Here is a 15,412-nt window from a genome sequence, read left to right as displayed (position 1 = left end):
GTTAATAGCCCAAAGGTCACTTACTTAGAAAATCCCTTGAATCAGGTATTGGAAAATATACCGGATTTAGGGGATTTTTGCTTTTGGATACTTGCCTAATTGACAGATGAATGGTCAGATGGCATCTCTGATCTGTTAAAAATAAAATGTCCTTACTGCGCAAATCGACTGAAAAGGATTCGCTCACTAAGGACATTTTTTGTTATTTCTTATTTAGACCGCTTCTCCGTACAAATCGAATTCGGTGGCGTCGACGATCCTGATGTTGACGAATTCCCCAGTTTTGAGGTAGGTATTCGATGCGTCGATCAAAACCTCGTTGTCTACGTCCGGGCTGTCAAATTCGGTTCTTCCGACGAAATATTGGCCTTCTTTCCTGTCGATGATGCACTTGAAAACCTGTCCGACTTTTTCCTGGTTCAAGTCCCATGAAATTTGCGACTGGATTTCCATGATCTCGTTGGCGCGTTGTTGCTTTACGTCGGCCGGAACATCGTCTTCCAACAAATAAGCGTGTGTATTTTCCTCGTGCGAATACGTGAAACAGCCCAATCTTTCGAAGCGCATTTCCTGAACCCAATCTTTCAGGATCTGGAAATCTTCTTCGGTTTCTCCAGGATAACCCACGATCAAAGTCGTTCTGATGGTCATTCCCGGAACAGCCTCGCGGAATTCCCTGAGCAATTTCGTCGTCTTTTCCTGAGTCGTACCGCGTCGCATCGATTTCAGGATCTTATCTGAAATGTGCTGCAATGGAATATCGAGGTAATTGCAGATTTTTGGCTCGCGTTTCATCAGTTCGAGAACGTCCATCGGGAAACCGCTGGGAAACGCGTAGTGCAGACGAATCCATTCGATTCCTTCAACCGCAGCCAAAGCTTCGAGCAATTCGGCCAGATTTCTTTTTTTGTATAGGTCAAGCCCGTAATAAGTAAGGTCTTGGGCGATGAGAATCAATTCTTTTACGCCGTCTTTCGCCAGATTCGTGGCTTCTTTGACCAATTTCTCTATTGACTGGGAAACGTGCTTTCCGCGCATGATTGGAATGGCGCAAAACGAGCAAGGACGGTCGCAGCCTTCGGCGATTTTGAGATAGGCGTAGTTTTTTGGAGTCGTCGTCAAGCGCTCGCCGAGCAGTTCGTGGCGATAATCGGCGCCCAAAGCTTTCAGTAGCAACGGCAATTCGGTCGTTCCGAAATATTGGTCTACGTTCGGGATTTCTTTCTCCAAATCTGGACGATAACGCTCAGAAAGACAGCCTGTAACGAATACTTTGTCGACAATTCCTCTTTCCTTCTTGTCGGCGTATTCCAAGATCATGTTCACCGATTCCTCTTTGGCGTTGTCGATAAAACCACAAGTGTTGATCACGATGATGTTGCCTTCGTTTTCGGCCGGCGCTTCGTGCTCGACGTCTTTCCCGGACGCTTTCAATTGTCCCATCAGCACTTCGCTGTCGTACACGTTCTTGCTGCAACCCAGCGTAATCACATTGATTTTGTTCTTCTTTAACGTTTTGGTTCTCATACGGTAAACCCTGTTTTGGGCGTGCAAAAGTACGAAAGAAGTTTTGAAGTTTTGAAATCCTGTGAAGCGAAGATGGAAAGTTGTGATTTTTTTATGCAGCGAATCCCGCTGCCCGCTGCTAGCTTTCTTGCAAACAACCGGTTTTGTAAGACGTGACAAGAGCTTCCGTTGGTCGCTTTGTCGCGTCAACAAAACCAGGCTGTTTCCTGCGAAAGGCTAACCGCTTGCATCGGGGCTGAACCTGGTCGCCGGAAATCTCTTTTAGTTGGGAAATTGTAGGTTTCGAGTTGATTTTCCGGAGTCACAGACTCCGCCACACACCTCGCGAAGTCAAAGACTTCACTCAAAGACCACAACTCCCAAAACCACAAATTCCCGTAGCCCCGATGCAAGCGGTTAGCCTTTCGCCCAAAAATGCCAGTTTTTTGCAGGTTTGCCAAAGCGACCGAAGGAAGCTCTTGGCAAACCCGGCAAAAACGGCATTTTTGAAGAAAGCTAAAAGCGGGCAGCAGGAAAAAGCTCCAAAAAAAAATCCGCCCAAAAGAACGGATTTCCTATCAAAAAAGTGATTTTATTTGAACTCGAAAGTCAGGGAAGCAGTCACGTTGTGGTTTCTCGAAGTGACTTCAGAAGGATCGGTAAGTCCTGTCGCGAAAAAACGCTGCTGAAAATCACGTTCCCAATAACTATAGGCCAAATCGAGGCGAGTGCGTCCGAAATTGTAGCCCAATCCGCCGGAGAATCCTGTAAGATCGCCCATCGCCGCATCGTCTTTGTAAGGACTTTGCTCGTATCTGTAACCGCCGCGGAAACTCCACTTGGCCGCGCGAACTTCGGCTCCGAGGCGCAATGTGCTAGCAACGTCCATCGTGTTCTTGATTTCCTGGTTCAGGTCGGCGTAAAAATTATCGCCCGAACTGGTCGATCCGTAATGCATGTTCGAATAATCCTTGATCGAATAATCGACGCTGATCAGTCCGTGTGTGCCGAAAATGTAGGCCAAACTTCCCGTCCATTTGCCCGGCGTGCGCAATTTGTACGTTTCGTATTCGGTTACCGGCAACGAAAAACGACCTGATCCGTTTGTTGCATCGGAATAGGAAATCGACTGCAGCAAATCGTCGTTGAGCCACAACCAGGTTGGTGTTTCGTAAGCGACTCCGGCTCTCAGGCCAGCCGCGACTTTCACGATTGTTCCGGCCTGAAGCGAGACGCCGCTCCCAAAAGTCCTGACCTCGTTGTTGAATTCTACCCATTGCAGTCCGGCTGCGGGATCGTTGTTGTTGCTTTCGTAGAAACTGGCCCATTTTGAGTAATCGGAGAAATGTGCGTTGACGTTGAGTCCGAAAAACCATCTTTCTCCGTATTGTGCCGATGCGTTTACCGAGGCTTTTCCGTTGTAGCCGCGCGTTTCCATCAAAAAGTCCTGATAGTAGTTGCCGCCCGCCGGAACGTTCGAGGCATAAGGAACTGCGTTGTTTCCTGTTTCGTTGATCACGAAAGCCTGATAGCCAAGATAGGTCTGGTCGGCTGCGAATCCGCTCATGCTGCCGCCATTGGCATAACCCAGGAAGTAACTGTCTACAGAATTCGTCGGGTTTGTACCGTTGATGTGGTAATCGTTGTCAAAATTGTTGACGTTGTCATAATTGACCGCGATCGCGAATTTTTTCCACTTGCTATCCGGATTGTAATTGTCGAATACGAATGCGCCACCGGCTTGGTTGACATCGAAAGAGTTGTAGTTGTCGGAATTTGAAGATCCGAAGTAATTCGCCTTGTTTCTCGAGTTGTAGCTCGTCAAGCTGAATCCGACAAGGCTGCTGTTGAAAATCGCCGAACCCGCAGGATTCACCCCGATAGCCGAAAGATCGCCTCCCAAAGCTCCAAAAGCACCGCTCATGGCACGGAATCTCGCCGTTCCCGTAACATTGTCCTGAGCGTACAACAAACCATCGGCGCTCGACAATTCCTGAGCCTGAGCCGCCGATACGGCTAAAAGTGCCGCAAATCCAAGTATGTATTTTTTCATGACATTTTTATTTTTGTTCAAAAAAATACCTATGTCGGGCAATTGCCCTGAAACATAGGTATCAGTATCTTCAGTGCTTATCGGCGACCGCCACCGCCGCCACCGCCTCGGCTTCCACCGCCTCCGCCACCACCGTAGCTTCCTCCGCCGGAACGTCCGCCGCCACCGTAAGATGGGCTAGGGCTGGAGCTTCGCGTAGGAGTCGAATAGTTCGAACGCGTTGGTTGGTTGTTGCTTCTTGGTGTAGAAGTCTGGTTGTAGCTTGGTCTTGGCGTTGCGTCATTGTAGGTTCTGGTTCCTGCGTTGGTGCGTGTTCCGCTGTTGGAGAATCTTGGTCGAGGCGTTCCTGTAGAGTAATCTCTCGTGCCGGTCGTGGAATAGCTTCTTGTGCCGTTTCCGTAGTTTCTTGTTCCCGAATACGTTCTGGTTCCGGTGCTGTAGTTCGAGCCTCGTCTTCCGCCAGCGTACGAATAAGCCGAACGTCCGGCGTAATCGCGTCTTCCCGGCGTCGTATAGCCGCGACCACCGCGTGGGCCGTTGTAGTAGTTTCCGTATCCATAACCGTAGCCGCCGTATCCGTAACCATAGCCGTATCCGTAATAAGGCGAACCCCAGCCGCCGTTCCAACCCCATCCGGAGTTCCAGCCCCAGCCCCATCCGGGACCGTACCACGAGTTCCATCCCCAACCCATACTCCAGTAAGGGCTGTACCAGTAATTGTTCCAATAACCCATGCCCCAATTGTTGTCATAGACATTGACGGTCACATTGTCGGCAGAACCTTCCCACGAAGCACGTCCATCGGCATAACCAGATGCGTAAGCCGTGTCCTGAGGCGAGGAGTACTGCTCGACATCGGTAATGACGTCGCTGTCCTGCATGGAGTTGAAATATTGTTTGTAGCCGTAGCCGGAATCGGTGGTTTGGCGGGAATCATACTGACGTCCGTCCCCATAGATCCCATCGTTCGAAGCGGAACTTCTCGAAGCGCCGCACGAAGCGAGTAGCGCCAATACACCACAGAGCAGTGTAATCGAAGCTAAACGTGTAGGAAAATAGTGAGTTTTCATAAGGAAGTGCATTTTTTTTAAGGTGGGTTTGTAGCCCAACATCACAAATTTAGTTAGTTTTGCCGGACTTTATAGTTAAAAAAATCGAAACAATTTTTGTGCCAAAGAAAGATTATGAGTAAGAATCTAACTACAAGATCAGAAGATTATTCGAAATGGTACAACGAACTCGTCGTAAAGGCTGATTTGGCTGAAAATTCGGGAGTTCGTGGCTGCATGGTAATCAAGCCGTACGGATACGCCATTTGGGAAAAAATGCAAGCGGAACTTGACCGTATGTTCAAGGAAACAGGACATTCCAATGCGTATTTCCCTCTATTTGTGCCCAAAAGCATGTTCGAGGCCGAAGAGAAAAACGCCGAAGGATTCGCCAAGGAATGCGCGATAGTAACACATTACCGTCTCAAGAACGATCCGGACAAACCCGGGAAATTGATGGTCGATCCGAACGCCAAGCTTGAGGAGGAACTTATCGTCCGTCCAACATCCGAAGCGATCATTTGGTCCACGTATAAAAATTGGGTGCAGTCTTACCGCGATTTGCCGCTTCTCATCAACCAATGGGCGAATGTCGTGCGTTGGGAAATGCGCACACGCCTGTTTTTGCGCACTGCCGAATTTTTGTGGCAGGAAGGGCATACCGCTCACGCGACAAAAGCCGAGGCGATCACAGAATCTGAAACAATGATGCAGGTTTATGCCGATTTCGCCGAGAATTTCATGGCGATCCCGGTCGTAAAAGGTCTGAAGACGGAATCGGAACGTTTTGCCGGAGCCGAGGAAACCTACTGTATCGAGGCCCTGATGCAGGACGGAAAAGCGCTCCAGGCCGGAACTTCGCACTTTTTGGGTCAGAATTTCGCCAAGGCATTCGATGTGAAATTCACTTCCAACGAAGGAAAGCTCGATTATGTTTGGGGCACTTCATGGGGTGTTTCGACACGTTTGATGGGTGCTTTGGTGATGACGCATTCCGATGACAAAGGTTTGGTCTTGCCTCCGACATTGGCTCCGACACAAATCGTGATTGTTCCGATCCATAAAACCGACGAACAATTGGCTGCGATCACGGCCGAAGTCGACAAGCTCGTTTCGGAACTCAAGAAAATGCGTATTTCGGTCAAATTCGACAACCGCGCCAACATGTCGCCTGGTTTCAAATTCAACGAGTACGAGCTCAAAGGTGTTCCGGTGCGTTTGGCGATCGGTCCGAAAGATCTCGAAAACGGAACTTTTGAAGTTGCCCGGCGCGACACGTTCGAGAAGACATCGGTTTCCAAAGACGGACTCGCGACTTATTTGCGCGACCTTTTGGAGCAAATCCAGAACGATCTTTTCAAGCGCGCTCTCGACTACAGAAATTCGCATATTACCGAAGTGAACGACTTTGAGGAATTCAAGTCTGTATTGGAAGGAAAAGGCGGGTTCCTGTCAGCGCATTGGGACGGAACGCCGGAAACCGAAGAAAAAATCAAGGAATTGACCAAGGCGACCATCCGCTGTATTCCTTTGGATAGGGTAGAAGAGGAAGGAAAATGCGTCTTCACCGGAAAAATTTCAAAAGGTAGAGTGCTGTTTGCCAAGGCCTATTAAGAAAATTTCAAAAAAATAAAGTGCAGCTCTTGCGAGAATAGAAATTAGTTGTATTTTTGCATCCGCAATAGAGCAATGGCCCGTTCGTCTATCGGTTAGGACGCCAGGTTTTCATCCTGGTAAGGGGGGTTCGATTCCCCCACGGGCTACTAAAAAATTCCTGAAGCGATTCGGGTTTTTTTTGTCCAAAACCAACGGTCCGTTCGTCTAGGGGTTAGGACGCCAGGTTTTCATCCTGGTAACAGGGGTTCGATTCCCCTACGGACTACAAGTTAGTTGTAAATTAGTTTTATAAAGCAAAACGTCAGTGTCTCGACCTTTGTTTTATTAGTTAAAACCAAAGTGATCTAAGATTGTGGGAGGTTTTTCTTTTTTAACTAAGCATTTTATCACTTACAATTAAATTAAAAGAAAATGGCAAATCATAAGTCAGCACTAAAGAGAATCAGAAGTAACGAAAAGAAGCGCGTGCTTAACCGTTATCAGCACAAAACGACTCGTAACGCTATCAAAGCGCTTCGTTTGGCTACTGATAAAAATGAAGCTTCGTCAAAACTGTCTGCAGTGATCTCAATGATCGACAAGCTTGCAAAGAAAAATATCATCCACGACAACAAGGCATCGAACCTGAAGTCAAAATTGACTAAGCACGTTTCCAAATTGGCTTAATCTTTTAGGATTGAAAAATAAAAAAGCTCCCAAATCGGGAGCTTTTTTTATGGGCTTACTTTTTATTATTTACAAATCGTGAAGTTCGGCAAGCATTTCTTTTGAGATCGGTTTTGACCTGAAATCGATGACCTGGTTGTAAGACTTCGATTTCTCTATATCCTGAGGGTCGATCGTCGAAGAAAGCACGATTACCTTGACATCGGCAAACGGCTTGTACTTTTCTGTAGAGAATAAGTCCAGGAATTCCCATCCGCCCATTACGGGCATGTTCAAATCGAGGAAAATCAGTTTCGGATGTTCGCCTCCATTGGCAATCAGACCGTCGAAATAGCCAATGGCTTCCTCTCCGTTCTGGGCTGTGTCGACCTGCATGGCGAATTCCGCCTTGTTGATCACCATCTTGTAAAGCATCAAGGTGATCGGGTCATCGTCGACACATAATAATTTGTGTAGCATTTTGGGGTGGTATTTGATTAAATAGTTGTTTGTTTCTTGAATGTTAAGGTAAATGAGGTGCCTTTGTCGACTGTACTGTCCACTTTTATCGTTCCTCCCATGCTTTCCACCTGAGATTTCACGAGATAGAGTCCGAGACCTTTACTGTCCGGATAGTTGTGAAAACGCTGGTAAAGTCCGAATATTTTATCGTGATGGCGTTCCATGTCGATGCCGATCCCGTTGTCCTTGAAAACAAGTTGCACCGAGTCGCCAACGAGCTTGGAAGATACGAAAATTTTGAGTTTCCTTTCGGGCGAACGGTACTTGATCGCGTTTGTAAGAAGATTCAGCAGGATACTTTCGAGGTAAGCTTTGTTGATGTTCAGGATCGAAACTTTCTCGATTTTGAGGTTGATGATCGGTTTGTACATGCCAATCATGAAACTCAATTGGTTGAACACATTCTCGAAAACGTCCTTGATAAGTACTTCTTCTTTTTGTATTGAAGGATTGTCCTTGATGATAACGACTTTCACCAAATCACTGATAGTCTCGTTGAGCAAGTGCGTCGATTTGTGGAAGCCGTTCAGGATTTCCTTGAGATCCTGATTTTCGATCGGCATGTCCTCGATCAGGTTCAGCAAGCCCGTAAGGTTGGACAAAGGCGCACGCAGGTTGTGAGACGTGATGTAAGAGAATTGCTTCAGATCTTTGTTGTTCTGCGTCAATTCGCGAATCAGGTGCTCTTTTTCCTTGTCGCGTCGTTTTTCGTCGGTGATGTCACGTTGGATCGAAATCCAGTGCGTGTGTTCACCAGCGTTGTTCCAGATTGGCGTAATGGATACATCTGTCCAATATTCCTCCCCGTTTTTCCGGTCGTTCAAAGCCTCATACCGGAATTCCTGCTTGTTGCTCAACGCCAGTTTCAAACGGTCGTATTCGCGCTGGTTTGGCTTTCGGTTCATAAAGATTGTCGGACGTTTTCCGATGACTTCCAGTGGTTTGTAACCTGTCATTGCCGTAAACGAAGGATTCACGAAAATGACTTTCGGCAATTCATCGGTTTTGGACGCTTCGGCAATCACGACCGAATCCTTCATCTGCGTAATGACCGTGTCCATCAACTTCAAGCGATGTTCTTCGGCTTTGGTACGCGTAACATCTTGCATCGCCCCGATCATCCGAATCGCCTTCCCGGATTCGTCTTTTACGAGAAATGCACGATCGTATACATATTTATAGGAACCATCCGCGCACGCGAAACGGTATTCGTCCTGCCATTTTTCTGTCTTTTGTTCCAGGAAAGCATAAAGTTTCATGGCCATTTTGATCGAATCTTCAGGATGGATGCGGTCAAACCACCAACGCGAAGTATTTCCGACCTCTGTTTTTTTGTATCCGAAAACACCTTGAATTCCTTTGTTCCATTCGAATTTGTCCTCGAGAATATTCCAGTCCCAGATCGTATCGCTCGTCGCTTTTGCCACAATGTCGTAACGTTCCTTGGCGCGTTCGGTTTCCTCGAACGAAATGCGGTTTTCGATCAGGATGGAAATCATGGCCGCGACCCTTTCCACGAGATTGATCTCGTCCGGATGAGGCGATTTTGGCGCTTTGTAATAAGTGGCGAAACTGCCCACGACTTTCCCGTTGGCCTTTTTCACCGGAACCGACCAACACGCCCGCAATCGGAAACGCTCGGCCAAATCCAGATAATCTTTCCAAAGCGGATCGTTCTCGATATCGGTCACGATGACCTTTTTGCCCGTGTACATCGCCGTTCCGCAAGAACCTGCTTTTGGGCCAATCTGTAATCCCGAGACAGCTTCGGCATAATCGTGTCCCAACGAATCGCCCGCAATGTGCTTGGCGGTCGTCCCATCGTCTTCGAGCATCAGGATCGTGCAGTGCGAATCTGGAATCAATTCTTCTATATTCGTGACAAGTTTCCGAATTACGGTCTCAAAACCTACTTTCGGATTGGCGTTCAGCTCGTAGATCTGCTTTTCGAAAGACAAGATCGTTTCCTGCATCTTTCGCGCAGAAATATCCTGCATCGCCCCGACCTTTTTAGCCGCGACGCCTTTCTCGCGAATGATGTCGAAGCGGTCGAGAACGTAGGCGTAACTTCCGTTTTGCCTGCGGAATCTGTATTCGACCTCAAAGTGCCTGTTCTTTTTGTCGAGCAGCGCATTTTTGAGGAATTCAAGTACCGGAACTTTGTCGTCCGGATGGATGTGGTCCTTGAAAAAATCGTTCGGAGCCGTGTCTTCAGGAAATTTGTATCCGAAGAGCGAAGTGTAGTTCGCGCCCAAAAGCGAGATTTGCCTCGTGTCGTAATCGTAGCTGTAAATCGCGTCACTCGTGGCCTTTGCGATTGCCGTGAGCCGTTCGTTGATTTCCTCGAGCCTTTTTTCGTGTTCGACTCTTGGCGTCACGTCGCGCGAATTGAGCACCAAACCGTTTATCGATTGGTCGTCGAGCGCGTTTGTTCCGATCGATTCCATCCAAAGATAACGCCCGCTGATGTGGCGCATCCGGAAAGGCAGTGAGTAAATCCTGTTTTCGTCCGACAGCCCTTGGTAAAATTCCTTGACGGTCGGGATGTCGTCTATATGGATGAGGTCGAGTATGTGTTTTTGCGCCATCTGGGTGTATTTCCTGCCCAAAATCGCCTCGTGGTTCGGACTCGCGTAAATGCAATTGCCGTTTGCGTCGAGTATCGTGATCAGATCGCCGCTTTCCTGAACCAATGTCTTGAAACGTTGTTCGCTTCTCAGGATCGCTTTTTCGGTATGGATTTTTTCGGTGATGTCATTCGAGATGACCATTCGGGCGCGTTTTCCGCCAAAGTCGATATCGTTCGTCTGGATTTGGACGTCGATCGTTTCTCCGTTTTTTCTGTGATGCTGATAATGTCCGGGCTGCAATTCGTGTCCGGACGCGCTGTGTTGGCTACCGCTTTTGGCTTCCACGGCAACTGTCTGAAAATCCGGATGCACCTCGTGTATGTCCATTTCGAGAAATTCGGCTCTCGAATAACCGTAATTCGCGATCGCCGCATCGTTCACGTCAAGTATCGCAAAAGTGTCGACATCGTAGATCCATTTCGGGATCGGACTCATCTTGAACAGGTTGCGGTAATTTTCTTCGGAACGCTTGAGTTTTCTATTGATGCGATGGCGTTCGAGGCTGTAAGTGATGCTTTTGAAAAGTGAAAGTGGCGTCAGCCCGTCTTTTTCTAGGTAATCGGAAACGCCGTAGGAAAGCGCGCGGTAAGCGAATTGCGTGTTTATCGAACCTGTAAGTACAATCACCGGAATCCTTGCGCTCACGGGATCGAGGGCTACCAAAAGTTCTTCGCCGCTCACGTCGGGCAAAGTCAGGTCGAGCAAGATTGCGTCGAAAGTATGCGATTCTATAAAGTCACAGGCTTGGTCATAAGAACCGGCCCGTGTACAAGCAGGATTTTCAAAGACTTCCGACAGATAATCGCAAATCAATACGAAATCTCCGGAGTTGTCTTCGACGATCAAAAAATGTAGCCCGGTAGTTTTATATTCCATTGCCGCGTTTTAGAAGTTGCACAATGGAAAGACAGTCGGCTTGCCACAAGTGTTTCATGGTGTCCGATTTGGGAAAAAATGCAAAAAGATTCGTACCGTACACGCCTGTCGGGATTAATTTCGTAGGTGATTTCGATAGGTCCTGAAACCTTTTGGGGCGTTTCGTCAGATACAGTAAAAACAAAACCCGACAGACTGTAAAATGCCTGTCAAAAACCAGTGTCAGACTTGTGTTCGCCGAAGATGTCGATGGTTTCATTTTTGGAGTAGGGACAAAACAAATATAACGAAAACTATTTTTTAATCGAAAAATAAAAAGTACTGCCTTTTCCCACCAAACTCGTCGCCCAAATGCGCCCGCCGTGGTTCTCGACGATCCGCTTGCAAATCGACAGCCCGATTCCGGTACCCGAATATTGCTCTCGCGAATGCAGCCGCTGGAAAAGTACGAAAATACGCTCGATATGATTCGGTTTGATGCCGATGCCGTTGTCGGCGACCGAAAATTCCCAATGCGTCGGCGTATCGGTAAATGCTATGGAAATTATCGGCGGCATTCCGTCTTTCGAATACTTCACCGAGTTGGTCATCAGATTTTGGAAAACACGTCTTATCAAGGTCTTTCCGGCCGAAATCTCGGGCAATTCTCCTTTCTGGATGATCGTCTGCTTTTCAGAAAACAACGGTTTGTGCAAGGTTATCACTTCTTCCACGACCTCGTTCACGTTGAAGGTCTCGTATCTGAAATCCCTTTTGCCAAGGCGCGAATAATCGAGCAGGTCGAGTATCGTTTGTCGCATACGCGTCGCGCCATCAACCGCGTAATGGATGTATTCCTTTCCTCTGTCGTCGAGATTGTCCTCGTATTTTTTTTCGATCTGGCCCAAAAATCCCGTTACCATGCGCAGCGGTTCCTGGAGATCGTGAGAGGCTATGTAGGCAAATTGCTCGAGATCGACATTCGAGGCGGCCAATTCCTCGTTCCTCTTTTCGAGTTCTTTGTTGATGTCGCGAAGCCTCTGCAGGTAATGTCGGTTTCGGGCTTCGTGCCGCCGAAGCATAAACAGGAAAATCACGCCCGAAATGACGATAAAACCACAGCCTTTCACGGTTTGGTAAAAGTGTTCGGCTGGATAATTGAACTTTCCGAAAAACCAGTCGCTTGCCAAAATCCACGATATTCCGGCAATCAGGTAAAGCAAAAAAAAGCGTGTGGATATCCGTTTCAACTAGAGGTATTTGGGTTTGGTAAATATAAACGAAATCGTGTTCGCGCGCACCAAAATTATACGATGTGGCTATATTGTCGGTAGCTGCTTATTATGAATCGGTTAAGGCTATTGGCAAAAAGATTTTTTATGCGGAAATAAAGTGTACCTTTGCCGCTTCAAAAAAAGGATATGGAATCTATCAGGAATATTGCGATTATCGCCCACGTTGACCACGGAAAAACGACTTTGGTTGACAAAATCATGTTTCACTGCCAGCTTTTCCGCGAAAGCGAGAACGCCGGTGACTTGATTCTTGACAACAACGATCTGGAGCGCGAAAGAGGAATTACGATCACCTCGAAAAACGTTTCGGTCATTTACAAAGGCACGAAAATCAACATCATCGATACGCCGGGTCACGCCGATTTCGGTGGAGAAGTAGAACGCGTACTTAACATGGCCGACGGTGTCTTGCTATTGGTCGACGCCTTCGAAGGCCCGATGCCGCAAACCCGTTTCGTATTGCAGAAAGCCCTTGACCTCGGATTGAAACCTTGCGTGGTTATCAACAAGGTCGACAAGGAAAACTGTACGCCGGAAGAAGTGCACGAAAAAGTTTTCGACCTGATGTTCGAACTTGGTGCCGAAGAGTGGCAGCTTGACTTCCCGACCGTTTACGGATCGGCCAAGAACAACTGGATGAGCGAGGATTTCAGAAACCAGACCGACAACATCGAGCCACTACTGGACATGGTCTTGGCACACGTTCCGGCTCCGAAAGTTTCAGAAGGAACGCCACAATTGCTTATCACATCACTTGACTTTTCATCATTTACAGGCCGTATCGCCATCGGACGTCTTCAAAGAGGCGAGCTGAAAGAGAACCAGAACATCTCTTTGGTGAAACGCGACGGTAAGATCATAAAAACAAGAATCAAGGAACTTCACATCTTCGACGGACTCGGACGCAAGAAAGTAACTTCGGTAATCGCCGGAGACATTTGCGCCCTTGTAGGTCTTGAAGGCTTCGAGATCGGTGACACCGTTGCCGACTTCGAAAATCCGGAAGCACTCCAAACGATCACGATAGACGAACCAACAATGTCGATGTTGTTCACGATCAACGATTCCCCATTCTTCGGAAAAGAAGGAAAATTCGTAACATCGCGCCACATCAAGGACAGATTGGCCAAAGAGCTCGAGAAAAACCTCGCGCTTCGCGTAAACGATACGAACAGTGCCGATAAATTCATGGTCTTCGGACGTGGCGTTCTCCACTTGTCAGTCCTTATCGAGACCATGCGTCGCGAAGGATACGAACTCCAGATCGGTCAGCCGCAGGTTATCATCAAGGAAATCGACGGCGTTAAATGTGAGCCTGTCGAAGAATTGACGATCGACCTTCCGGAAAACGTATCAGGACGCGCGGTAGAATTCGTGACCGTAAGAAAAGGAGAAATGTTGTCCATGGAGCCAAAAGGCGAGCGCATGATCATCCAATTCCAGATCCCGTCACGCGGAATCATCGGTTTGCGCAACCAATTGCTTACCGCTACGGCAGGTGAAGCGATCATGGCGCACCGTTTCCTGGAATACCAACCGTTTAAAGGCGAAATTCCGGGACGTATCAACGGCTCGTTGATTTCAATGGAAAACGGAAAAGCGATTCCATACTCGATCAACAAATTGCAGGATCGCGGCAAGTTCTTCGTCGATCCGAACGAAGATATCTACGAAGGACAAGTTGTAGGTGAGAACTCACGTGCAGACGACATGACCATCAACATCACGAAGACCAAGCAGCTTACGAACTTCCGTTCTGCCGGAGCCGATGACAAGACGCGCATCGTTCCAGCGATCAAATTCTCTCTCGAAGAAGCCTTGGAATACATCCAAAAAGACGAATACGTAGAAGTTACCCCAAAGTCGCTTCGTTTGCGTAAGATCTATTTGAGCGAAACAGACCGCAAGCGTTTCAAGATCGACTAATCTCGATTTTCACAGAAACAAAAAACCATCAGTCAGCGCTGATGGTTTTTTTATGCGTCAAAGTTTTTTCAGGAGCAAATTCCCGCTCGCCTCTGCAAGCTTCGGCCCAAAACGCCACAATTGCAAACGGCTTGAACGAGCTTCCTTCGGTCGCTGTCCAAGCCGTGCAATTGTAGGCGTTTCGCGCCAAAGGCTTTCCGCTGTGATCGGGGCTAGGTCTTGAGCCAAACCAAAAGTCCGGTCGCTAAAAGCATTTGGTGAAACCGGTGCTTATTTTTTCTTCGCCGGAGCGGTTTTCGCAGGCGTTTTTGCCTCCGTCGCAGTTCCCGTTTTCACAGGTTTCGGAGCTTCGGTCTTCGCAGTCGGCGCAACCTTTTTAGTCGCGCTGTTGGCATCTCCAAACAGGAATCCCAAAGGTTGTTCCAGTCTCGAAGACCAGGCTTTTTCGTTGTGGTCGTCTCCCGGAAAAACCTTCGAGTAGAAAGAGGTTGGCATTTTATAGCCGTGTTTTTGCAGGATGGCGTCCACTTTCTTTTGCGTCAGTCCGTAATTCGCGTCGATGCCTTCGGTGCCGTGATCGAAATAGATCTTGTGGTTTTCGGCTTTGGGCAATTTCTTGTCAAGGTAGTTGAGGAAAGCTCCCGGAATCGGGTTTTGGGCAACGCCGGTCGCGCCAATCCAATGTGTGGAAAGGCAGGCCGCACCTCCAAAAGTCTTCGGATACTCGCAAACGGCATAAAGCGAAATGAGCCCGCCCATGCTCGAACCCGCAATGTAAGTATTGGCCGCGTCTGTTTTTGTAGGGAAAGTCTTGTCGATGAACGGTTTGAGTTCGTTTACTATGAACTTGAGGTAATTGTCGGCGTTCACTTTGGCGTTGAACATCTGTTTTTCACCAAAATAAAGTCCGTAAATCGAATCCTGCGTTTTCTTCGGAAGCGACTCGAAAGGCTTTTGCGGAAAATAATCGCTGAACCTGAAATCAGGCACGTTCGAAATCCCGACGACGATGAATTTTCGGATCGCACCGCTTTCGATAAGTTTTCCGGCCACGTTGTCCACTTCCCAAGAAAGTTTGTTCCAGGTCATGTCGGCATCGAAAAGCATCTGTCCGTCGTGCATGTACAAAACCGGATATTTCTGTTTGGCGTCATAATTCGGCGGAAGCCAAACATCCACATCGCGTGGTTCCACCAATTTCGATTCCGATTGGAATTTGTCAAAGTGTTTCAGCGCGCCTTTTTCGACCTTTGGCTGTGCAAAAACAGACAGGCCGGAAAGTGCCAAAGCGGCGATTGAAAGTTGTAGTCGCAT

Annotated in this window: 10 protein-coding genes and 2 tRNA genes; 5 read left to right on the top strand and 7 right to left on the bottom strand. The window is 47.9% G+C overall.

Annotation, left to right across the window (positions count from 1 at the left end):
- Positions 1–213: 213 nt before the first annotated feature.
- The 3 genes from rimO to EOO49_RS10765 form a co-directional block, all read right to left on the bottom strand.
- Positions 214–1,527 carry a 30S ribosomal protein S12 methylthiotransferase RimO gene (gene rimO, locus EOO49_RS10775; RefSeq protein WP_290845519.1) on the bottom strand — a complete coding sequence of 438 codons (1,314 nt, stop codon included), beginning with the start codon at positions 1,525–1,527 and terminating at the stop codon, positions 214–216.
- Between the two features lie 571 nt (positions 1,528–2,098).
- Positions 2,099–3,559, bottom strand: coding sequence for a transporter (locus tag EOO49_RS10770; protein ID WP_290845517.1), 1,461 nt, complete (start codon positions 3,557–3,559; stop codon positions 2,099–2,101).
- Positions 3,560–3,636: 77 nt separating this feature from the next.
- Positions 3,637–4,629 carry a hypothetical protein gene (locus EOO49_RS10765; protein ID WP_290845515.1) on the bottom strand — a complete coding sequence of 331 codons (993 nt, stop codon included), beginning with the start codon at positions 4,627–4,629 and terminating at the stop codon, positions 3,637–3,639.
- Positions 4,630–4,743: 114 nt separating this feature from the next.
- On the opposite strand from EOO49_RS10765, the gene proS reads away from it, so the two are divergent.
- The 4 genes from proS (at position 4,744) to rpsT (ending at position 6,891) form a co-directional block, all read left to right on the top strand.
- Positions 4,744–6,222, top strand: a complete 1,479-nt coding sequence (gene proS / locus EOO49_RS10760) for a proline--tRNA ligase (protein ID WP_290845513.1) — start codon at positions 4,744–4,746, stop codon at positions 6,220–6,222.
- A gap of 77 nt (positions 6,223–6,299) precedes the next feature.
- Positions 6,300–6,371 (top strand) — tRNA-Glu (locus tag EOO49_RS10755).
- A 47-nt stretch (positions 6,372–6,418) separates the two neighbouring features.
- Positions 6,419–6,490: transfer RNA gene (locus EOO49_RS10750), tRNA-Glu, on the top strand.
- A 146-nt stretch (positions 6,491–6,636) separates the two neighbouring features.
- A complete protein-coding gene (gene rpsT, locus EOO49_RS10745) occupies positions 6,637–6,891 on the top strand; it encodes a 30S ribosomal protein S20 (protein WP_191020090.1) in 255 nt (84 codons plus the stop codon).
- Positions 6,892–6,960: 69 nt separating this feature from the next.
- Here the strand turns inward: rpsT and EOO49_RS10740 are convergent, their stop codons facing one another.
- From EOO49_RS10740 to EOO49_RS10730, 3 genes are all read right to left on the bottom strand, one after another.
- Positions 6,961–7,350, bottom strand: coding sequence for a response regulator (locus tag EOO49_RS10740; protein ID WP_290845510.1), 390 nt, complete (start codon positions 7,348–7,350; stop codon positions 6,961–6,963).
- Positions 7,351–7,367: 17 nt separating this feature from the next.
- On the bottom strand, positions 7,368–10,898 hold the full coding sequence (locus tag EOO49_RS10735) for a PAS domain S-box protein (RefSeq protein ID WP_290845508.1): 3,531 nt from the start codon (positions 10,896–10,898) through the stop codon (positions 7,368–7,370).
- 293 nt (positions 10,899–11,191) lie between these two features.
- The gene (locus tag EOO49_RS10730) at positions 11,192–12,127 is read right to left on the bottom strand and encodes an ATP-binding protein (protein ID WP_290845506.1); all 936 of its coding nucleotides are present in this window, start codon (positions 12,125–12,127) and stop codon (positions 11,192–11,194) included.
- A 171-nt stretch (positions 12,128–12,298) separates the two neighbouring features.
- Between EOO49_RS10730 and typA the strand changes: the two genes are divergently transcribed.
- Positions 12,299–14,098, top strand: a complete 1,800-nt coding sequence (gene typA, locus EOO49_RS10725) for a translational GTPase TypA (protein ID WP_290845504.1) — start codon at positions 12,299–12,301, stop codon at positions 14,096–14,098.
- A 270-nt stretch (positions 14,099–14,368) separates the two neighbouring features.
- Here typA and EOO49_RS10720 read toward each other — a convergent pair whose 3' ends face one another.
- Entirely contained in the window at positions 14,369–15,412 is a 1,044-nt protein-coding gene (locus EOO49_RS10720; RefSeq protein WP_290845503.1) for an alpha/beta hydrolase-fold protein, read from the bottom strand.

It is taken from the genome of Flavobacterium sp., from assembly GCF_004295795.1.
Classification (GTDB): Bacteria; Bacteroidota; Bacteroidia; order Flavobacteriales; family Flavobacteriaceae; genus Flavobacterium.
Note: the sequence above shows the minus strand (reverse complement) of the source record. Positions and strands in the feature narration are given on the sequence as shown.

Coding starts and splice junctions, on each gene's coding strand:
- rimO (WP_290845519.1), bottom strand. CDS start 1,527: ATGAGAACCAAAACGTTAAAGAAGAACAAAATCAATGTGATTACGCTG.
- EOO49_RS10735 (WP_290845508.1), bottom strand. CDS start 10,898: ATGGAATATAAAACTACCGGGCTACATTTTTTGATCGTCGAAGACAAC.
- EOO49_RS10770 (WP_290845517.1), bottom strand. CDS start 3,559: ATGAAAAAATACATACTTGGATTTGCGGCACTTTTAGCCGTATCGGCG.
- EOO49_RS10740 (WP_290845510.1), bottom strand. CDS start 7,350: ATGCTACACAAATTATTATGTGTCGACGATGACCCGATCACCTTGATG.
- EOO49_RS10765 (WP_290845515.1), bottom strand. CDS start 4,629: ATGAAAACTCACTATTTTCCTACACGTTTAGCTTCGATTACACTGCTC.
- proS (WP_290845513.1), top strand. CDS start 4,744: ATGAGTAAGAATCTAACTACAAGATCAGAAGATTATTCGAAATGGTAC.
- rpsT (WP_191020090.1), top strand. CDS start 6,637: ATGGCAAATCATAAGTCAGCACTAAAGAGAATCAGAAGTAACGAAAAG.
- EOO49_RS10720 (WP_290845503.1), bottom strand. CDS start 15,412: ATGCGACTACAACTTTCAATCGCCGCTTTGGCACTTTCCGGCCTGTCT.
- typA (WP_290845504.1), top strand. CDS start 12,299: ATGGAATCTATCAGGAATATTGCGATTATCGCCCACGTTGACCACGGA.